This is a genomic window from Streptomyces sp. TP-A0874 (genome assembly GCF_001748085.1).
Taxonomy (GTDB): domain Bacteria; phylum Actinomycetota; class Actinomycetes; order Streptomycetales; family Streptomycetaceae; genus Streptomyces.
In genome coordinates, this window is the sequence record NZ_BBZK01000004.1 from 690200 (window position 1) to 710223 (window position 20024).

The window sequence follows — 20024 nt, forward strand, 5'->3', positions numbered from 1 at the left end:
GTAGCGCACACTCTGGTGAACCCGCCAAGGCCACGGTAGAGAGGTCGGGGCGGCTTGGGTAGTCGGGCCGTCGGCGTGTTACCGAGGCAGACGCGCCCCGGTGGGGAGCGCCCACTGCTCCCGGTGTGACCGGCCGCCGATCGCTCGGAGGTTTCCGCCCGGCCGGCCTCTGCGCGGTCAGCCGGTCCGGTACGCCTCGGCGCGGTCCTCCCGCAGCGTCAGTCCATGGCCCGCCTCCCCGGACGTGCCCGGGTGGACGCTGCCTCCGCCGGGGTCGAGTACCCCGTCGAAGAGGAGGTTCTCGATCCGGACGTGGTCGTGGAACCACTCCAGGTGCCGCAGGTTGGGCACGGCCGCGGCCGGGTGTGCGTGCAGGTGTGGAGCGCAGTGACCGGAGATCTGCACTCCGGCGGCCTCGGCGAGGGCCGCGGCGCGGAGCCAGACGGTGATGCCCCCGCAGCGCGTCGCGTCGGCCTGGAGGCAGTCCACGGCTCCGGCCTGGAGCATGTGCCCGAAGTAGGACAGCGTGTAGCCGTACTCACCGGCGGCCACGTCCGGCGCGGTGGCGGCGCTGATCTGCGCCAGTCCGGTGAGGTCGTCGGAGGAGACGGGCTCCTCGAACCAGGTCACCCCGTGGTCGTCGAGGTGGCGGGCGAGCCGGATGGCCTGCTTCCGGGTGTAGCCGCCGTTGGCGTCGACGTACAGTTCCGCGGCGTCGCCGACGCTCCGGCGGGCTCGGGCGACGCGGTGGAGGTCCCGGTCCGGGGCGGTTCCCCAGGACTCCCCGATCTTGATCTTCGCCCGTGGGATCCCCTGCCCCGCCACCCACTCCCGCAGCTGCCGGTCCTGCCGCTCGGCGTCGTAGGTGGTGAAGCCGCCGCTGCCGTAGACCGGTACGCCGGCCCGGCAGGCGCCGAGCAGCGCCACCAGCGGCAGCCCCAGCAGGCGTGCCTTCAGGTCCCACAGTGCGATGTCGAGCGCCGACAGGGCTCCGGCGACCAGGCCGGGACGCCCGGTGTTGCGCACCGCGCGGTTCATCGCCTCGTTGGCGGCGGGGACGTCCCAGACCGGCCGGCCCACCACGACCGCCGACAGTTGCTGATCGATGACGAGTGCGGTGGCCGGTGCTCCGTAGGTGTACCCGATGCCCGTGGCCCCGGCGGAGCGCACCCGGGCGAGGACCAGCGTGGTCGACTCCCAGGCCAGGGTGGCGTCGCCCTCCGGCGCGTCGGTGGGGACGGTGAAGACGGCGGTCTCCACTCCGTCCACCCGCGGGCCCGTCATGGGCGGGTCACCGTGCGCCGCCGCGGCGGCGCAGGGCGGCGCCGACACCCACCGCCGCCGCGGCGGCGGCGAGCACGGCCGCCGCCGTGGTCAGCCACGCGTCGCGGCCGGGGACCTCCGGCCGGCCGAGGAGGCTTTCCGGGTGCCGCTCGGGCAGCGGTCCCTCAAGCCCCAGGGCGAGCGCCTCGGCCAGGTGCATCGCCCGCCTGCCCGTGGCGCCCTCCTCGATCTGGGTGCGGCAGCTGAAGCCGTCCGCGATGATCAGGGCGCTGGGGTCCGCCGCGCGGACCGCGGGCAGCACCCCGTCCTCGGCGACCGCCATCGACACCTCGTGGTGCCCTCGCTCGAAGCCGAAGTTGCCGGCCAGCCCGCAGCAGCCGGCGTCCAGCACGTCGCTGTCGATGCCGGCGCCGCGCATCAGGGCGCGGTCGGCGTCGTACTTCATGACCGCGTGCTGGTGGCAGTGGGTCTGGACCACGGCGGGCCGGTCCAGCGTCGGGGGGTGCCAGTCTTCGGGGGCGTCGTTCGAGAGCAGTTCGGAGAAGGTACGGAACTGTCGGGACAACCGTTGGACGTCCTCGTTCTCGGGCAGCAGCTCCGGCGCGTCGGCGCGGAAGACCGCGGTGCACGAGGGCTCCAGGCCGACGACCGGGGTGCCGGCCCCGATCCACGGGCCGAGCGTTTCGAGGGTGCGGTTCAGCACCCGCTTCGCGGTGGCCAGCTGGCCGGTGGAGATCCAGGTCAGGCCGCAGCAGACGGTGCCGGACGGCACGGCGACCAGGAAACCCGCGTCCTCCAGCACACGTACCGCGGATTTGGCGATGTCGGGGTGGAAGTAGTTGCTGAAGGTGTCGGGCCAAAGCACCACGGCCCGCGGATCGGTCGGGTCCGGCTCCTCGGTGCCGCGCCGCGCCCACCACTGGGTGAAGGACTCCCGGGCGAAGGCCGGTGCTCGGCGTTCGGCCGCCACGCCTGCCAGCCGTTTCCCCGGCCCGGCCAGCCCCGGGGCCCGTAGCGCGGCGTTGACCAGGCGCGGGGAGAGCCGCGAGAGCCGCGCCCACAGCGGCAGCCAGCCCAACGAGTAGTGCGCTGCCGGTCGCCGCCGGCCCGCGTAGTGGTGGGCGAGGAACTCGGCCTTGTAGGTGGCCATGTCGACCCCGGTGGGGCAGTCGGACTTGCATCCCTTGCACGCCAGGCACAGGTCGAGTGCGTCGCGCACCTCGGTGGAGCGCCAGCCGTCGGTGATGGCGGAGTCCGCGTGTCCCCCGAGCATTTCGAAGAGCAGTCGGGCGCGGCCCCGGGTGGAGTGCTCCTCCTCGCCGGTGGCCCGGTACGACGGGCACATCACACCGCCGGTGTGGCTGCGGCAGTTGCCGATGCCGACGCAGCGCATGACCGCCCTGGTGAAGGAGTGCTCGTCGTCGGGGTAGCCGAAGTGGGTGTCGTGCTCCCCCGGCCGCCACCGCGCTCCGAGCCGGAGTTGGCCGTCGACCGGTTGCGGGGCCACGACCTTGCCGGGGTTCATCCGGTTGTCCGGGTCGAAGACCGCCTTGAACTCCTCGAACGCGCGCACGAGGTTCTCGCCGAACATCCGGGTCAGCAGTTCGCCGCGGGCCTGTCCGTCGCCGTGCTCCCCGGAGAGCGAGCCACCGTAGGAGGCGACGAGGTCGGCGGCTCGGTACAGGAAGCCCCGGAAGTCCGCGACACCCTCGGCGGTCTTGAGGTCGAAGGGGATACGGGTGTGGACGCATCCCTGGCCGAAGTGCCCGTAGAGGGAGGGGTGGTCGTAGCCGAACTCGGTGAAGAGCCGTTTCAGGTCCCGCAGGTAGTCGCCGAGCTTCTCCGGGGGCACGGCGGAGTCCTCCCAGCCCTCCCAGGTCTCCCGGTCGTCGGGGGGCCGCGCGGTCACACCGAGCCCGGCCTCCCGCGCCTTGAGCATCCGCTGCTCGCGCGCCGGGTCCTCGGAGAAGACCACGGTGTCCTCCGCGTCACTGCGGCCGAGCGAGCGGAGCAGGCCGCGGCCCTGCTCGTCGACGTCCTCCTGGCTGTCACCCCTGAACTGGAGGAGGAGCCAGCTCTCCCCGGCCGGGAAGCCGTCCAGGGACTCCACATAGGCCTTCTCCTCGCGCATCAGTTGCGCCATACGCCCGTCGAGCGCTTCCAGCTGCGCCGGGCTGCTGTGCTCCAGCAGCTTGGGCACATCGTCGGCGGCCGCGCAGATGTCGGGGTAGCCCAGCACCAGCATGGCCTCGGCCCGCGGCACCGGCACGAGCTCCAACTCGGCGTGCAGAACGGTGACCAGGGTGCCCTCGCTGCCGACCAGCGCCTTGGCGAGGTCGAAGCCGTTCTCCGGGAGCAGCGAGTCCAGGTTGTAGCCCGAGACGCGCCGCGGGATCTGCGGAAAACCGTGCCGCACCTCGGCGAGGTGACGGTCGACGACCTCACGCACTCCGCGGTACAGCTCCGCGCGGCGCCCTCCGGCGGCGACGATCCGCTGGAACTCCTCCGAGGTGGTGGGGCCCACCCAGCAGCGGGTGCCGTCGTAGGTCAGGATCTCCAGCCGCCGGACGCTGTCCACGGTCTTGCCGTAGGCCTGGGCGGAGGCGCCGCAGGAGTTGTTGCCGATCATGCCGCCCAGCGAGCAGTGGCTGTGCGTGGCCGGCTTCGGGCCGAGCATCAGCCCGTGGCCGGCCAGCTGGCGGTTCAGCTCGTCCAGCACGATGCCCGGTTCGACCACGCAGGTCCTCGCCTCGGCGTCGACGGACACCATCCGGTCGCAGTACTTGGTCCAGTCGATGACGACGGCCCGGTTGGTGCACTGGCCGCCCAGGCTGGTGCCGCCGCCCCGGGAGAGCAGCGGCGCGCCGAACCGGCGGCACACCGCGACCGCGGCCGCCCCCGCGTCGACGCTGCGCGGAACCACCACACCGATCGGTAGCTGACGGTAGTTCGACCCGTCGGTGGAGTAGGCACCGCGACTGCCCATGTCGAAGCGGACCTCGGCGTCCACCTCGGCGCGGAGCGCCCGGTGCAGGGCCGCGACGTTCGGCTCGGCCGGCGGCGGCTCGCCGCCCCGGGGCCTCCCGGCTCGCGCGGCGGTGGACGCCCGCTCCGCGGTCTTCCCGACCGCCTCCTCGGCGGCGGTTCCCGGTGGGTCGTCTCTCCCGGACATCACTGGCACCTTTCGCGGCCGGTTCCTGGGCGCCCTCCCGCGCCGGAGCGTCCGTCGACGACTCCGGGCGCCGTTCACTCACGGTGAACAGCCGATGCGGTCGGTCGCGAGACCTGGAACAGGGACGGTTTCCCCGCACACGCCTCGGGCATTCAGGACATATGGACCATTCTCATGCACCGGTTCTGGAAGCGCTCGCGGCGTACCACGACTCGGGGCAGACCCCCTTCACCCCTCCCGGCCACAAGCAGGGGCGCGGGGCGGACCCCCGGGTCCGGGACACGCTGGGAGCGGACGTGTTCCGCACTGACGTGCTCGCCATCAGCGGGCTGGACGACCGCGCCTCCTCGGGTGGAGTACTGGCCCGGGCGCAGGCCCTGATGGCGGACGCCGTGGGGGCGGAGCACACCTTCTTCTCCACCTGCGGCAGCTCGCTCTCCATCAAGGCGGCCATCCTGTCGGTCGCCGGGCCGCACGAGAAGCTGCTGGTGGGCCGGGACGTGCACAAATCCGTGGTCTCCGGCCTCGTGCTGGCCGGTATCCGCCCGATCTGGATCGACCCCCAGTGGGACACCACCCACCACCTGGCGCATCCACCGGCCGCGGAGGCCTTCGCGGCGGCGTTCGCCGAGCACCCGGACGCGCGCGGAGCGCTGGTCACCTCGCCCACCCCCTACGGGACCTGCGCCGACCTCACCGAGATCGCGCGCGTCTGCCACGACCACGGCAGACCGGTCGTCGTCGACGAGGCGTGGGGCGCCCACCTGCCCTTCCATCCGCGGTTGCCCACCTGGGCCATGGACTCCGGAGCGGACCTCTGTGTCACCTCGGTACACAAGATGGGCTCCGGCCTCGAACAGGGTTCGGTCTTCCATCTCCAGGGCGAGCTGATCGACCCGACCGTCCTCAAAGCGCGAGAGGACCTCCTCGGCACCACGAGCCCGTCCGTACTCGTCTACGCCGCCCTGGACGGCTGGCGCCGCCAGATGGTCGAACACGGACGCGCGCTCTTTGACGACGCCCTGGCGCTGGCCGCCAGCGTGCGGTCCCGGCTGGGCGCCATCGACGGTCTGCGGGTGCACGGCCGCGAGGACTTCTGCGGACCGGGCAGGGCGACCGACCTGGACCCGCTCCAGGTGGTGGTCGACGTCTCGGCCCTCGGCACGACGGGCTACCGGGTCACCGACTGGGTACGCCGACACCACCAGGTCAACCTGCACCTGACCGATCACCGTCGGATCAACGCGCAGCTGACGCACGCCGACGACGAGGACACCGCCGGCCGGCTGCTGGCGGCGATCGAGGACGTCTCGGCCCACGCCGAGGATCTCCGCCCGGCGCCGGCGGTGGAGATCCCGAGCCCCGCCGCCCTCCGGCTGGAGCAGGTGATGCTGCCGCGCGACGCGCACTTCGGACGGGCCGAGCAGGTGCCCTGGCGCGAGGCCGCCGGGCGGATCAGCGCCGAGATGCTCACGCCCTACCCGCCCGGCATCCCGGCGGCGCTGCCCGGGGAGCGGCTGGACAGCGAGGTCCTGCGCTATCTGCGCAGCGGGGTGGCGGCCGGGATGGTCGTACCCGACGCCGCCGACCCCGAGGTCGCATCCGTGCGCGTGGCCGTCGAGGACTGACTGCCGGCCCGAACCGCCCCGGGTCGGTCGGCCCCGCGAAAACCGAACCGGAACCGGCAAGCGCCAAATACGAGCGCGCCGTCGCCCCTGCCGCTCCCGGGAGCGGCGGAAAAACCCGCGGACGCAGCGGCCGGAGGCTGCCATGATCGGGGCATGCCACGCTACCGGCTCGTTGCCGCCCTACCGCTGATTCTGCTCACCGCGGTGACGGCCGCCGGCTGCGGCGATCCGTCAGACGACCCCCGCAACATCAAGGCGCAGCCTACGACCGGCCCCTCGTGGGGCTACTGCCCGCTGCCCGAGGAACAAGGGCCGACCCCGTCCCCCTGCATTCTCTGTCAAGTTCTGCGTGTCGTGGGTGCCTACTGTGCGACATCCCGCGAGTTTCCCCAGGCCCCGCTGAGTCCCTGACCCCGAGTCTCTGACCCCGTGGCCAGGGGGTTCTTCCTCCTTCAGGTGCTCTGTGGCCTTGTGACGTAACTTCGGGATTCTTGAAGCGTTCTCACCACGTCCGGCCCATCCGCAGTCGGGCTGAAGGTGAGGAGGCTCGGGTTGGTGCTGGCGGTCGTACGGGACCTGCGTGAGCACTGGGCGCCCGCGTCGGCGGAGGAACTGGAGCGGTTCGAGACCGACGTGCTGTCAGGGTTCGTCCTGGCGCGGGCCTCGGCAGGGCTGGCGGACGGCACTATCCGCGGGGACGTCGGTCACCTGGATCAGATCAGGTCCTGGTTCGGCCGGCCGCTGTGGGACATGGAGCCCGCCGATGCGGACGTGTACTTCGGGAAGGTGCTGCGGCATTCGCCGAGTGGCACTCGGCTGGGCCGGTCGCAGGCGCTGAGCACGTACTTCATGTTCCTGAGCTGCGGCACAAGGTCGAGCTCCACCGGATGACCGGCCGGGTGGTCGAGTGCCCGATCGACGAGATGAACCGGCCGCGCGGGGCCAAGGATGCCCAGCTGCGGATCCCACCGAGCGAGCCGGAGATAGGGACGCTGTTCACGGGCTGGGGCGGCGAGCTGACGACCTGCCGGAAGTTCGCCCCGACCGCCCGGAACTACACCGCCTCGAAGCTGATGTCCCAGGTCGGCCTGCGGGTGAGCGAGGCATGCGGCCTTGACCTGGACGACATCAAGTGGCACCTGGGCCGCTTCGGCAAGCTCCACGTCCGTCACGGCAAGGGCGCCCGCGGCTCGGGTCCGCGCGAGCGAATGGTCCCGCTGATCAACGGCGCCGATCGGACGCTTCGGTGGTTCATCGAGGACGTGTGGGGTCAGTTCGACGCCGATCACACCCGGCCCAGCGCCCCGCTGTTCCCGAGCGAGCGGAAGAACACCAACGGTTCCGCCCGCCGGGTCGGCGATGACGCTCTGCGCAACGGGCTCGACAACGCGGTCAAGGCTCATCTGCCGGGCTGGCTGGACAAGTTGACGCCGCACGTCCTGCGGCATTTCTGCGCGTCCCAGCTCTATGGGAATGGGCTGGACTTGCTCGCAATCCAGGAGGTTTTGGGACATTCCTGGATCGCCACCACGATGCGGTATATCCACGTGCAGCAGGCCCGGGTTGAGGACGCCTGGGTCGCCGGGATGGAACGGGCCGCGAGGCGGCTGGAAGGACTGGCCCGATGAGGTGGAACCTGCGGCTGACCGCCGCGAACAAGGGTATCTGGAAGGCGTCCGAGCTCCAGCGGAGCCTGGCCGAGCACGGCCTGGTGATCTCAGCGGGGAAGATGTCCGGGCTGTGGGTCCGGTCAGCCAGTCTCGCTCAAGCTGGAGAACCTGGACGTCATCTGCGTCGTGCTCGGATGCGACATCGGCGACCTGCTGATCCTCGAGCCAGAGCAGGTCCGCCACCCCGGCCAGGGCGAGGAGACGGAACGGGCTGCGGTCGGCGCGGGAACTGCCGCGCCGAAGGTGATCCCCAAGCGCCGGGACGGCCGGTCGCTGCCGCCGGAGTGAGCCGATGGCACGCTTCCCGAAGGGCCACGTCAAGCCCACCGACTCGTGCGACGGCTGTCTGGCCTGGGGAAATTTCAGCGGCCGCCTCTGCCCCACTTGCTACATGTTCGGCCGCACCCACGACGAGGCCGCATGCGGTGGCTGCCGCCGTATCCAGCCGCTGAAGTGGGGATACTGCCGTCTGTGCTGGTGCCAGCCCGCTTCAGCGGGAAGGCCGGCACCGGCCGGCCCGTAGACGAGACGGACGTACGGGACCGGCTCGCCGCCGTCCGAGACCACCAGCTGTTCTTCGTCGAATGCACTACCGCAGAAGACCGAAACCTTCGCCGCGGCGGCGCGGAGGACGGCGAGGGGCCCCGCGCAAGCCACCGCCCGCACGGGCCTGGCGCCCGGTCGGCTGGAGCCAGATGCCGCTGTTCGAACAGATCCCTCGTGACTACGGCTGTCTCGCCCCAACCGCCGTCGACCTGATCAGGCCCCTGGCTGACCTGGGCGAAGTATCTCGCCCACCGGCTCGCCGAGGCCCGCGGCTGGGGACGCAACATCCGCTTCGCTGTCAACCGCGGCCTGGCCCTCGTCCTCACCGGCTACGTCAAGGGCGACGTCATCCGGCACAGCGAAATTTTCGCCCCGCTCCGGGCGCGAGACCTGCCGGTCGGCCACACCGTCGCGGTCTTGGAGGAAATGGGCATCTTCGAGAACGACAGCGAACCCTCCTTCGAACACTGGCGCGCCGACAGAATGGAGGGCCTGGCTCCCGGTATCCGGTTGGAGACCGAGCGCTGGACCCGTGTCCTGCGCGACGGCGGCCCCCGCAGTCTCCCGCGACGGGAGAGCACGGTCTGGCTCTATCTCAACCGCGTCCGCCCAGCCCTGCTGGAATGGTCGAACCGCTGCGACCACCTGCGGGAAGTGACCCGCGACGACATCCTCACCTACGTCAAGACACTGCACGGCCACCAAAGGCATGACCAACTCGTGGCTCTGCGTTCGCTGTTCAGCTGGGCCAAACGGAACGGGCTGATCTTCCGCAACCCGACCAGCCGGATCAAGGTCGGTCAGTACCAGTACGGCGTGCTGCAACCGCTCGTCCCTGCCCAGATCGACCGGTCCGTCGCGGCGGCCACCACCCCGGCAACACGACTCATCCTCGCCCTCGCGGCGGTCCATGCCGCCCGGGTCGCCCAGATCGGCAGGCTCATGCTCGACGATGTCGACCTCGGCAACCGAAGGCTGACCATCGCCGGACGCGTCCGCCCGCTCGATGACCTCACCCTGAAACTGCTACTGGACTGGCTGGAGCACCGGCGAAGCCGGTGGCCGAACACCGCAAATCTCCACCTACTGATCAACAACCAGACCGCCACCAAGACCAGCCGGGCCAGCAACCACTGGATCAGTGCCTCGATGCGCGGACAGGACGCGACACTGGAGCGGCTCCGCGTCGACCGGCAACTCGAAGAGGCCCTGACCCACGGGCCCGATCCGCTCCACCTCGCCGAGGTGTTCGGACTCGACGAAAAGACCGCGATGCGCTACGCGGACTCCACACGGGCGCTACTGGAGCAAGCCGCCGAGGCATCCCCGTGAGTTGACCGCAAATCCATGCTGTCTGTCGAGCGACCTGCCGCCCCTACGCGGCACTGCAGTCATCCTGTGGCCCGAATCTCTCGGATGGTAAGAGTGACGTCACAGAATTCATTCAGACAGGCGGCAAAGCGGTCGCTGAGCACGATGTTGTCGTAGTCGTTGATCGGCGGTGACTCTTCAACCGTTTCGATGAGACCTTGCCCAAGGGTGGTGAAGCAGTTGAGGTGTTCACGGACTTCATCAGGTCCGTCGATGAGAACCATCTCTCTGAGCCTGGCCAGTCTGCTGTGGGCGTCCCGGGCGATCGCCAGGTTGTCCTGCCACTGTCGTTCGGATGCGGCCTTCGGGATCTGATCGATCACCACCGCGATCTCGGGGTCCGGGTGCCGTGCCTGCAACTCCGGATCGCCAGGGTTCTTCGCCAGGGCCAGTGTCAGGGACGCTTCCTCGGCCATCTCACAGGACTCTTTGAGCTCACCGGCTGCCCTCAAGATCCTGAGGAGAACATCGCGGTCTCGGCGGTGGTCCAGCACCTTCAACTTTCCGAGCGCAGCCCAACCAGCCGCCAGGTAACGCTGGACATCCGTCCGCGGCAGCAGGCACGTGCCGTCTGCGTCCCTGATCGGCACGTAGACGGTGTACGGACTTACCTGGCCGGGCTTCTTCACCGGGGCCGCGATGACGTGCGGGAGGTTGCCAGGAGGCTGCGGTGGCACGTAGATGAACACGACGGCCAAGCCTTGTCCGTAGTCGCTCCGTTCTACGACCACTCCACGGGGAGCGGGCGAGATCCGCTCTCGGATGAGCTTGCGGAGTTGATCCAGATTTACTGAGCCGCGTGGCACAGGGACAAGTTGGTCGAGAGTCTCCCTCCCGTCCTCCACCCGTGTGCTGATGCCCAGCACAAGCAGCCCGCCACGCTCGGTGTTTGCGAACGCCGCAACGTCCTTGGCAAGTTCCTCCACGTGCCCGGCGTTCTTCAGTTCGTAGGGCTGCCTCTTCGCGTCCAGCCAGTCGGACTCCTCCAGCCCCAGGAGCGCCAATGGGTTGTTTGCGTGCAGTGCCGACCGCGCACTGTCCAGATCCATTACCCGCATCGGACCAGTATCCCAGGCGAGGTCCGGGACCGTGTGGTGTTTTCCTCGGGCACTGCCCTCTCCACCTCTCCGAAGTGTTCGGCTTCCACGAGAAGACCGCCATGCGCTACGCGGACTCCTCATGGGTTCTGCTGGAGCAGGCCGCCGAGGCCGATCCCACGAGTTGACCACGAACCCACCGGTGCACCCCCAGAATTGAATCGGGACACCACACCCTCGGGTTCGCGTTAAAGAACCTTCAGTTTCCACGAACTCGCGGGGGGTCTCCGACCTCGGGGATCACTCGAACCGTTATTGGCGCTGAGATCGATCAGGGTCGGCGCTCTGGGCCGCTGCCGGGCTCGGCGGCAGCGGTGTCCTGGGATCGCGGCTGGCAGGGCCGGGCGAACGGGATCGCGGACCAGCCCTGCTCCAGGACGGCGTTGTGCTCCAGGAACTCGTACTGAGGGAACAGCTGGCGCAGGTTCGCGACACCGGCGTCATCGGCTGCGCAGAGGAGCTTGGCCAGGCTGGTGCTGGTGATGGTGACCGCGTCCTCCAGTTCGGCGATGGAGGTGACCATCACAGGGATGTCTGTGTCGGGCAGGGCCGCACGGTACGCGGGGGTGTTGATCTGGTGGAACAGCTCCGCGGTCACCACCATCCCGATCATCCGGCGGTCGGCCGGGATGTCGGCAAGCTCCGGGTACTTGCCGGAGCGGAGAAGGTCCACCGACCCGTTGATCTGCTCGAACGCCTTCTTGAGCGGCGTGGCGAGGAGCAGGCTGGTGAAGTCCGGCCCGCCGAGCCGCAGTTGCTCGCTCGGGCGGGTAGATTTCACCTCGACCAGCAGGACCAGGTCGGGGAAGACGACGAAGAAGTCGATCGTCTTCTTCTTGTCCTTCTTGGAGATCTTGACCAGGACCTCGGGGTGGATCTTGGCGTCGAGCAGTAGGTCTAGCTGGCGGCCGACGTAACGCTCGAAGAGCCTGCCGACGTCGTTGGTGAACGCCTTGCCCCACTCCGACTTGTTGTCGCCCCCGGTGTAGTAGAGGCCGAGAGGCGTGGCCTTGCCCAGTACGGCAGCCGGCACCGGGACGAGGTAGCCGCCCGGAACACCGCCAACCAGCGGACTGGACCGGAGCGGGTTGTGGGTGTAACGACGCAGGAGCGGATCGTGGTCGTCGGGGAAGGCTGCGCGGAGCTTGTTCTTGGTGGTGACGAAGTGCCGGTTCAGCACCGTCTTGACCTGGGCGGGGGAGCGGAGCCCGTCGAACTGGTCGTAGTCCGCGACGGCCAACCAGTCCAGGGCGAACCGTCCGCGACGGCGCGGATTCGGGTGGGCGGTGGCGCAGCCCCAGACGAGGTGGACGATGCCGAGGTAGTCCGCCAGGGAGCAGCCGAGTAGCTCGTGGTCCCACCCCGGCAGGATCACCTCCAGCGGGTCGTCCGCATCGTCTGGGTAGGGGGTCTGATCCAGCAGGGCAATGGAGCGGCTCAGCTGTGCGTAGGCGTCCTCCTGCCACGGGCCCTGGTGGTGAGTGGCCCGCTGCAGATACCCCTCCCAGCGCTTCATGCCTTCCGGTTCCTGGGTAACCGGGTCGTCAAGGGCCAGGAACAGGTCGAGGATCTGATGGAGGTCCGCGCTGGTCGCGCCGGGTCGGCTGTCCCGGCCCCGAGCCAGGGAGACCCAGGCCGCGTCGAGCAGGGCCCACGGCGCATACAGACTGAGGCCCCGGGCGGCCAGGTCGCGGACGGGCGGGAGGCTGGCGCTGGTGGCCGCGATCAACTGCGTGAGCGAATTCGGGTCGTGACGCAGGACCCGCTCGAAGTACTCGGTCTCCGGAACGGGGTAGGAAGAGAAGGGTCGCCGCATATCTGAAGATTCTCCGCCTCTACCTATCGGGGCGCGACGGGATTTCCCCACACCGGGCATCGAGGTCCCTCCACCACCCGCTGGGTGATGGGACTGCTGCACGGACAGGTGACACCTGACCTGGCTTGCTGAGAGGCGGCCTGGAAGGATGTTGCAGTGCCCAAGCCGTATCCGAAGGAATTCCGCGAGGACGTCGTGCGGGTCGCGGGCAACCGCGAGCCCGGCGTCAGAAACGCCTGGCCCGATTGACCCCCGTCGAGTGCGAGACCATCAAGACCCCAGCCGCAGCCCTGGCTGCATAAACCCCGCTGTCACCCGATCATGCAGCAGTCCCCATTCAATCAGCAGCCAGGGCGCCCCAGAGAGCCGGACGGCCACTCCTCGCAAGCCACTGAGGCAGAGCGCTATAAGCCACATCCGGCCCTCCTGGGCCGCCCAACAACTTACGGAGCGCTATGAGCACTTCCGAACTGTCCTGTTTCAAGAGCAGCTACAGCGGCTCGCAGGGTGACGACTGCGTCGAGGTCGCACTGTCCTGGCACAAGTCCAGCTACAGCAGCGGCAGCCAAGGCGACTGCGTCGAGGTAGCCTCCTGCCCCGACACCGTCCACGTCCGGGACTCCAAGCGGAAACACGGCCCACAGCTCGCTCTGCCCCCGGCGGCGTGGAGCCACTTCCTGTCCTACGCCACGCAGACCCCCTGACCATTCCGTCCACGCACCTCTCGCCCCGGTTCCACCCGAGCCGGGGCGAGGCGCTCAGGTCTCGGGCAGCCGGACGCGGACCCGGTTGCGGAGCAGCCCGATGCCGTCGATCTCGACCGTCACCTCGCCCCCGTCGGTGAGCAGCAGCGGCGGCCTCCGCGCCACGCCCACCCCGGACGGGGTGCCGGTGAGCAGCACATCGCCCGGTTGGAGGGTGAGATAGCGGCTGGTGAACGAGACCAGTTCGGCCACCGGGAAGATCATGTCGGCGACGCTGCCGTGCTGCACCACGGCGCCGTCCACCGTGGTGCGGATGGTCAGCGCTCGCAGGTCCGGGACGGCCTCCGCGCTGACCAGCACCGGACCGAGTGGACAGGAGCCCCTGAAGGACTTGCCCCGGAACCACAGGGTGTCCTCCCGCTGGAAGTCACGAGCGGTCAGGTCGTTGGCGATCGTGTAGCCGAGGACGTGACCGAGCGCCTTCCGCACCGGGACACCGGCGGTCTCCCTGCCGATGACGACCGCGAGTTCGCCCTCGTAGTCCACCTCGGCCGAGGGCAGCACCAGCTCGGCATCCGGATCCGCCAGGGCGCCCGGCGTCTTGCCGAACAGCAGGGGTCTCGGTCCGGGTTCGGCGCCGACCTCCCTGGCATGGTCGTGGTAGTTGAGCCCGACACCGACGACGGCGGCCGGACTGCGTACCGGAGCGAGCGGGGTCAGCGCCCGTACCGGCACCCGCGGCCCCTCGGCCGTGAGCGGGTCGGTCCCGGCCGCCAGGCATTCCCGGAGGACGTCTGCGCAGACGTGGGAGGATTCCGTGGCCACCAGCACGGCCGCCGCCGCGCCCGCGCTCGACCGGGCCAGCACCGTCCGGTTCCCGAACCGGGCTCGGATGAGGAACACCGTGGTCCACCGCCTTCGGTCATGTGGGGGCCGTTCAGTCCTGGGGAGCGCGGTGGCGGTACTCGAGCAACGCTTCACGCGGCACGGCCTCCAACGCCTTGATGTTGGTGGCGGCGAGATCGACGGGGCACGCGTATCCGGCCTGATACGCCTCGTACCACTTGCTGGCGATGACGCACCAGCGGTCGCCCGGTTTCAGGCCGGGGAAGTCGAGATCGGGCCGCGGGGTGGCGATGTCGTTGCCCACGGTGGCCTGGAAGCTGATGAAGGCCTCGTTCACCACGGCACACACCGTGTGGCCCTTCGGATTGTCCGGCCCGGTGTAGCAGAAGCCGTCCCTCCGGTATCCGGTGACGGGGTCGAAACCGCAGGCTTCCAGGGGCCCGCCCAGGACGTTCAGCGCTTGTTCGGCCATTGCTGCCACCTCACGGGGTCGTTGCGGGTATGGGGCACTCGAAGACGTGCTGCTGGAACTCGGCGGCGACCCGGGCGAGCCGGGCGTCGGAGCCGTGGCGTCCGACCAGCAGCATGCCGACCGGCAGCCCGTCGACGAGGCCGCAGGGGACGCTCAGGGCAGGGTGACCGGTCAGGTTGAACACGCAGTTGTTGTCATGCATCTCGAACGCCAGATCGCTCTCCAGGACCGCCTGCCGGGGATCCTCGGGCAGATGGTGCGGGAGCATCGGCACCGTGGGCAGCGCCAGGATGTCGACCTGGCTGAGCAGTTCGTCGATCTCCTCCCGCAGCCGGCGGCGCAACCGCTGTGCGTGGGCCATGACGAGCCCGTGGGTGCTCTCCCTGAGCACCGTGGCGCCCAGGAGCGCCAACGCCCCGCCGACCGGGAGGTCCTCGGGTCGCTCGGCGAGCGCGGTGCCGAAAACGGCTCCGAACAGCGGGTGGTAAGGATCGGTGTGGTTGTTGCCCTGGAGCCGGGATTCGAAGACGGTGGTCAGACCGCCCTCCAGGGAGATGGGCAGATGGATGTCCCGGCCGTGCCGGTGCAGCGGTGCCGAGAGCTCTCCCGCCACCACCATTCCCAGCGAGTCGAGCGCCCCGGCGGCTTCTCTGACCCGCTGGTCCACTCGGTGGTCGGAGCGGTCCGGCCAACCGAACCCTTCCGCCAGCAGCCCCACCCGCAGTCCGGCGACCGGACGCCGGTAGGCGGACGCGTACGCCTCTCCGTCCACCGGAGCGGCGGCCGCGTCGAGGAAGGCGGGCAGGTCGGCGGCGGACCGGGTGAGTACGCCGATGTGGTCCATGGTGCGCTCGGTGGGCATGGCACCGTCGTAGTCGATCGCCCCGAAGGTGGGCTTCAGGCCGACGACACCGCACCAGGCGGCCGGGTTGCGCACCGACCCTCCCAGGTCGGTACCGATGGCGAAGTCGGCCGCCCCGGTCGCCACCAGCACGGCGCCGCCGCTGGTCGACCCGCCGGCGGCTCGCGCCGGGTCCCAGGGGTTGCCGACCGGCCCGCCGGCACTGGTGAAGCTCGAGCCGGAGTAGCACAGGTCCTCGCAGACGGAGGTGCCCGCGATGACTCCCCCGGCGGCGCGGACCCGCTCCACCACCGCGGAGTCCGACCCCGGGACGAAGCCGGCCATCAGTTCGCCGCCCAGGGTCATGGGGACCCCGCGCACCGCGATGGTCTCCTTGACGGTGACGGTGCGGCCTGCCAGCGGCCCCTCCCGCAACTCCCGCGGCTCGTCGATCCGGTACCGCCAGGCACCGTGCGGGTCGGCGGCGGTGCGGTGCAGCAGGGTGACCGGCACGGCTGCCGGTTCCGGGGCGATGTCGCCCCCCGCCAGTTGGTGGACCCGCCGATAGGTGCCGCGCATCCGGTCGATCGCCGGGCGGAGCCGGTCGACGAGTTCCGGGGTGAGGTTCCACCGAGCGGCCGCGGCGGCCAACCGGGCCCGGTCCGAAACGGGATCGGCCAGCGCCGCGTTGATCGCCTCGGCCGCTGCCGCCGCGGGATCGTTCACCGGGGTGGCCGGGCGCCCTCTGTCATCCATCCGCGAGGTCTTCATTCGCGGTCCTCGTGCTCCAGGGCCCTGCTGGCCTCGACGAAGGGCTCCACGGGGATGGGCGTGATCCCGGCGCCCACCCGTCCGCGCCCCGGGACCCGGTGTGCCAGGCCGTTGTTGATCACGGGCTGGATCCCGCTGCTCCGTACCCGGTGCACATCGATGCCCAGGGGGGTGCCTCGGAAATCCTCGCCGGGTATCAGCAGCCGAGTGGAGGAACCGGCGGTCACCTCGCGCATCCGGCCGGTTATCCGGTGCGCGAGCGCCATGTCGCCGCCGACGAAGGACATGATCGCGGGGGCGGCGGTCATGGCGAACGCGCCGAAGCCGGCGGTCTCGGCGACCATGGAGTCCCCCATGGTCGGAGTGACGTCGTCCATGGTGGCGCCGTCCACGAGGACCGGGGTGCCCACGGGGGATGCCGTGGTGAACCACCGGTCGCCCAGCCCGCTCACCCGGATGCCGAACTCGCGGCCGTTGCCGGCCATGGTCGTCACGATCGGACTACCGGGCACGCCGGCCGCGGCGGTGGTGACCGCCTTCGCCGCGGCGATGGCGAACGGCAGGGCGAAATGCCCGTTCCCGGCGATGACCGCGGCGACCCGCGAGACCGTGTCGCGGTCGTGGGAGCTGCGGAGCAGGGCGGGTGTGAGATGGGTCAGCAGCGCGGCGGTGGTGGCGACCAGGCGGTTGTGGCAGTCGTCGCCGCGCCGCAGTCCCTCGGCCACCAGGGCCATCAGGTCGAGCGACTCGCTTTCGCCGATCGCCTCGTCCAGGACCGGTGCCAGTACCTCGCCGAGCCAGCGCAGTCGGGCGACGGTGTCCTGGTCGTAGCTGCCGTAGCGGACGGCACCGCCGATGCCCTCGTTGACCGGGGCGAAGGTGGTGACCGAGCCGGCCCGGGCGACCACCACCGGGGTGCTGGGGGTGACGATCCCGGCCATCGGCCCCACCCCTCCGGCGTCGTGGCAGGGGCTGATCTCCACTTCGCCCCGGTCGATGATGGCTTCGGCCTCGGCCGCCGTGGCGGCCTCGCCCTCCAGGAGCAGTCCTCCGACGAGGGCGCCGCGCATCGGACCGGGAACGTCGGGGAGGGCGATCGGTGGGCCGGCGTGCAGGAAGTGGCGTTCGGTGACCTGATCGATCACCTCACCGGCCCTGCACACTCGGTGCAGCACCACCTCGGTGCTGTTCATGGCGTCTATCGGGGATCTGGCACCCTTCGGAGGGGTCTTGTTGCTGGGCATGCGGTGTCTCCTGACCCGAGGCCGTGGAAGAGGGATGCGCAGCGGCGGCGCTGCTGGGTGTTCAGTCGGTCGGCGTCTCCTGTTTCCGCTGGGCGAGCCTCCGGCGGACGATCTCGCGGTTGAGCCTGGCGTGTTGGCGGGCCCGCTCGGCGGCGAGGTCCGGACTGCGGGAGGCGATCGCCTCGTACAGCGCGGTGTGCTCGTCGACGAGGTCGTGGGGGTCTCCGGTCTGCCGCAGCAGCCAGTGCATCCGCCCCTGCAGGGGCAGTAACACGGTCTGCAGCAGGGCGTTGTGGGAGAGGTTGAGGATCTCGTCGTGGAAGGCCTCGTTGGCCCGGCCCAGCGCGATCTCGTCCGCGCTCTCCACGGCCTTGCGGGCCTTGTCGAGCAGTTTCCGCATCTTCCGGAGTTCGCCCGCGGTGGCCCGGTGGGCCGCCTGGCGGCAGGCCAGCACCTCCAGCGCCTCCCGCACGTCGAACAGTTCCTCGACGTCCTGCTCCGACAGTTGGACCACTTCCGCCCCTCGGCGGGGCACGGCTCGGACGAAGCCCTCACTCTCCAGCGCGCGCAGCGCTTCCCGAACGGGCACCCGGGAGATGCCGAGCTGGGCGGCGAGGTCGCTCTCCACCAGGCGGGTTCCCGGCGGGTGGACGTTGTCGATGATCTGCTGTCGCAACTCGTCGCGGACGCGTTCCCGCAGCGGCTGGTAGTCGGCGTCGATGTTGCGGGTGGGGGCGGGGAGGGACTTCCCTGCTCGGCTGCTCATCCTTCGGCCCCGCTCCTCGGAGTACCGCCGGTGGCCCGCGTGCCGCCGGCGGGCCCGGCCCCGGTACCGATCGGGCTGGGCCGGTCCGGGCCGTCGAACGGGAACCGCCGCCGAAAGTCGTCTGCGGCGTTCTCGAAGGTGGTGAACTCCACCCCCGGGAGGGCCAGCCAGCTCTCGAAGAGCCGCTCCAGCATGAGCAGCACCTGCGGACGGCCGGAGACGTCGGGGTGGAGGGTCACGGGGAAGACCGCGTAGTCGAGTTCCCGGTAGACCCAGTCGAACTGGTCGCGCCAGAGCTGCTCGATGTCCCGGGGGCTGACGAACCCGTGGCTGTTCGGGGACTGCTTGACGAACATCATCGGCGGCAGGTCGTCGACGTACCAGTTGCCGCAGAACTCCACGAGGTCCACTTCGGTGCCGTGGCGGAGGGGTTTCATCCACTCGGCGGCCCGGCGGGTGAAGTCGATCTTCGTCCATTCGTCGCCGACCCGGGCGTAGAAGGGGTGGAAGTCGTTGTAGTTCTGCGAGTGGTCGTAGGAGAAGCCGAACTCCTGGAGGAGCCGCGCGGTGTGCGGGCTCATCTCCCACCAGGGGGCGACGTATCCACGGGGCCGGCGGCCGGACAGTCCTTCGACCAGCTCCACACAGCGGCCCAGCACGTCGCGCTCCTGTTCGAGCGACATCTGGACGGGGTTCTCGTGGGCGTAGCCGTGTGCTCCGATCTCGTGCCCCTTCTCCACCACGGCGGCCATCTCCCGGGGGAAGGTCTCGATGGAGTGGCCGGGGACGAACCAGGTGGTGGTGAGGCCGTAGCGCTCGAAGAGCTGGAGCAGCCGGGGGGTGCCCACCTCACCGGCGAAGACCCCGCGCTGGATGTCGTTCGGTGAGTCCTCTCCTCCGTAGGAGCCGAGCCACCCCGCGACCGCGTCGACATCCACTCCGATGAGCACCTTCAACTCTTTGGGCATCGGCCTTCGCCTCTTTCCGGTCGGCGTTCTTCTGGTCGGTATGCAAATCAAGCAGGAGTGTCGAGCAGACGCCCGTATCCACGGACCTCGGCGCGGCTGCCGGTACGGCGCAGGGTGGCCCAGAGGGTGGCCGCCACGCTGTCGACGACCGTGATCCCGGTCCGTTCCTCCCAGCGTCGGGCGAGGTGAGCCGCGCGGAGATTGGTGCAGACCACCGCCACCGCGTCGCAACCGCCTGCGGCGAGCTCGTGGAACGCCCGCTCGAGTTCCCCTTCGCTGATCAGGGCGAAGTCGAAGTTCGTTGTCCGGCCGAGGTGGCGGGCGGCGTGTACGGGGAAACCGTGCGCCGCGTAGTTGGCGGCTATCGCCTCGGCGATGTCCTCGGTGTACGGGGTGATCAGACCGAGGCGGCGGACGTCGTACGCCTCAAGGGCGGCCAGGACGGCCAGGGTCGAGGTGGTGGCCGGTACCGAGGTGGCCTGTTCGATCGCACGGCACACCGCCCTGTCGTACTCCGGCCCGAGCCATGAACCGGAGGTGCCGTTCCAGGCGATGACGTCGACCTGGGCGTCGGAGAGGAGTCGGGCGGCCCGCACCATGGCGGGCTGGTCGAACTGTCCGGTGTCGGCGGGGTCGAGGCTGATCCTGGTCACCCGGAGCCGGGTGAAGTGGACGGACAGTCCGGGGACACCGGCCGCCAACTCCAGGGTCACCGGCTCCAGAACCGTGTTGGAGGAGGGCGTGACCATGCCGATCCTCCGGGCTTGCGACTGCATGGGATCTCCGTCCCTGAGGAGCGAATGGTGGATACGGTATACAGAATTTCGG

The 20024-nt window shown here is 70.1% G+C and carries 16 protein-coding genes and 1 pseudogene; 6 read left to right on the forward strand and 11 right to left on the reverse strand.

Annotated elements, in window-relative coordinates; translation table 11 throughout:
* Positions 1 to 177: 177 nt before the first annotated feature.
* Positions 178 to 1284 (reverse strand): enolase C-terminal domain-like protein, encoded by a 1107-nt coding sequence (locus tag BGP73_RS07085; protein WP_069813020.1) that lies wholly within the window; start codon positions 1282 to 1284, stop codon positions 178 to 180.
* Between the two features lie 7 nt (positions 1285 to 1291).
* The gene (locus BGP73_RS07090) at positions 1292 to 4270 is read right to left on the reverse strand and encodes an FAD-binding and (Fe-S)-binding domain-containing protein (protein WP_244501128.1); all 2979 of its coding nucleotides are present in this window, start codon (positions 4268 to 4270) and stop codon (positions 1292 to 1294) included.
* Positions 4271 to 4617: 347 nt separating this feature from the next.
* Here BGP73_RS07090 and BGP73_RS07095 point away from each other — a divergent pair, with 347 nt between their 5' ends.
* The 5 genes and pseudogenes from BGP73_RS07095 to BGP73_RS23475 all read left to right on the forward strand — a co-directional run bounded on the left by BGP73_RS07095 (position 4618) and on the right by BGP73_RS23475 (position 9632).
* On the forward strand, positions 4618 to 6084 hold the full coding sequence (locus tag BGP73_RS07095) for an aminotransferase class I/II-fold pyridoxal phosphate-dependent enzyme (protein WP_069812676.1): 1467 nt from the start codon (positions 4618 to 4620) through the stop codon (positions 6082 to 6084).
* A gap of 555 nt (positions 6085 to 6639) precedes the next feature.
* Complete coding sequence (locus BGP73_RS23470) at positions 6640 to 6975, forward strand: hypothetical protein (protein WP_244501108.1); 336 nt, start codon at positions 6640 to 6642, stop codon at positions 6973 to 6975.
* Positions 6972 to 7712 carry a tyrosine-type recombinase/integrase gene (locus tag BGP73_RS07100; protein WP_244501109.1) on the forward strand — a complete coding sequence of 247 codons (741 nt, stop codon included), beginning with the start codon at positions 6972 to 6974 and terminating at the stop codon, positions 7710 to 7712. Before BGP73_RS23470 ends, BGP73_RS07100 begins: the two co-directional genes overlap by 4 nt.
* Positions 7709 to 8042 (forward strand): annotated as a pseudogene (locus tag BGP73_RS07105) (helix-turn-helix domain-containing protein). The gene BGP73_RS07100 and the pseudogene BGP73_RS07105 overlap by 4 nt, the downstream one beginning before the upstream one ends.
* Before the next feature lie 684 nt (positions 8043 to 8726).
* On the forward strand, positions 8727 to 9632 hold the full coding sequence (locus BGP73_RS23475) for a hypothetical protein (protein WP_244501110.1): 906 nt from the start codon (positions 8727 to 8729) through the stop codon (positions 9630 to 9632).
* 59 nt (positions 9633 to 9691) lie between these two features.
* On the opposite strand, the gene BGP73_RS07115 is transcribed toward BGP73_RS23475, so the two are convergent.
* Both BGP73_RS07115 and BGP73_RS07120 read right to left on the reverse strand, forming a co-directional pair.
* Positions 9692 to 10720, reverse strand: a complete 1029-nt coding sequence (locus BGP73_RS07115) for an AlbA family DNA-binding domain-containing protein (protein ID WP_170837762.1) — start codon at positions 10718 to 10720, stop codon at positions 9692 to 9694.
* A gap of 319 nt (positions 10721 to 11039) precedes the next feature.
* On the reverse strand, positions 11040 to 12584 hold the full coding sequence (locus tag BGP73_RS07120) for a hypothetical protein (protein WP_069812680.1): 1545 nt from the start codon (positions 12582 to 12584) through the stop codon (positions 11040 to 11042).
* Between the two features lie 455 nt (positions 12585 to 13039).
* Here BGP73_RS07120 and BGP73_RS07125 point away from each other — a divergent pair, with 455 nt between their 5' ends.
* Positions 13040 to 13288, forward strand: a complete 249-nt coding sequence (locus BGP73_RS07125) for a DUF397 domain-containing protein (protein ID WP_069812682.1) — start codon at positions 13040 to 13042, stop codon at positions 13286 to 13288.
* A gap of 54 nt (positions 13289 to 13342) precedes the next feature.
* Here BGP73_RS07125 and BGP73_RS07130 read toward each other — a convergent pair whose 3' ends face one another.
* From BGP73_RS07130 to BGP73_RS07160, 7 genes are all read right to left on the reverse strand, one after another.
* Positions 13343 to 14191: a fumarylacetoacetate hydrolase family protein gene (locus BGP73_RS07130; RefSeq protein ID WP_069812684.1), complete on the reverse strand. Its 849-nt coding sequence runs from the start codon at positions 14189 to 14191 to the stop codon at positions 13343 to 13345.
* A gap of 34 nt (positions 14192 to 14225) precedes the next feature.
* Positions 14226 to 14606, reverse strand: a complete 381-nt coding sequence (locus BGP73_RS07135) for a DUF2237 family protein (RefSeq protein WP_069812686.1) — start codon at positions 14604 to 14606, stop codon at positions 14226 to 14228.
* Positions 14607 to 14616: 10 nt separating this feature from the next.
* Positions 14617 to 16203, reverse strand: a complete 1587-nt coding sequence (locus tag BGP73_RS07140; protein WP_170837763.1) for an amidase family protein — start codon at positions 16201 to 16203, stop codon at positions 14617 to 14619.
* Between the two features lie 11 nt (positions 16204 to 16214).
* Positions 16215 to 17462 (reverse strand): DUF1116 domain-containing protein, encoded by a 1248-nt coding sequence (locus BGP73_RS07145; protein WP_079127275.1) that lies wholly within the window; start codon positions 17460 to 17462, stop codon positions 16215 to 16217.
* A gap of 61 nt (positions 17463 to 17523) precedes the next feature.
* On the reverse strand, positions 17524 to 18228 hold the full coding sequence (locus BGP73_RS07150; RefSeq protein ID WP_079127276.1) for a GntR family transcriptional regulator: 705 nt from the start codon (positions 18226 to 18228) through the stop codon (positions 17524 to 17526).
* The gene (locus BGP73_RS07155) at positions 18225 to 19196 is read right to left on the reverse strand and encodes a polysaccharide deacetylase family protein (protein WP_079127277.1); all 972 of its coding nucleotides are present in this window, start codon (positions 19194 to 19196) and stop codon (positions 18225 to 18227) included. Before BGP73_RS07155 ends, BGP73_RS07150 begins: the two co-directional genes overlap by 4 nt.
* Before the next feature lie 47 nt (positions 19197 to 19243).
* Positions 19244 to 19972 carry a maleate cis-trans isomerase family protein gene (locus BGP73_RS07160; protein ID WP_069812689.1) on the reverse strand — a complete coding sequence of 243 codons (729 nt, stop codon included), beginning with the start codon at positions 19970 to 19972 and terminating at the stop codon, positions 19244 to 19246.
* Positions 19973 to 20024: the final 52 nt, after the last annotated feature.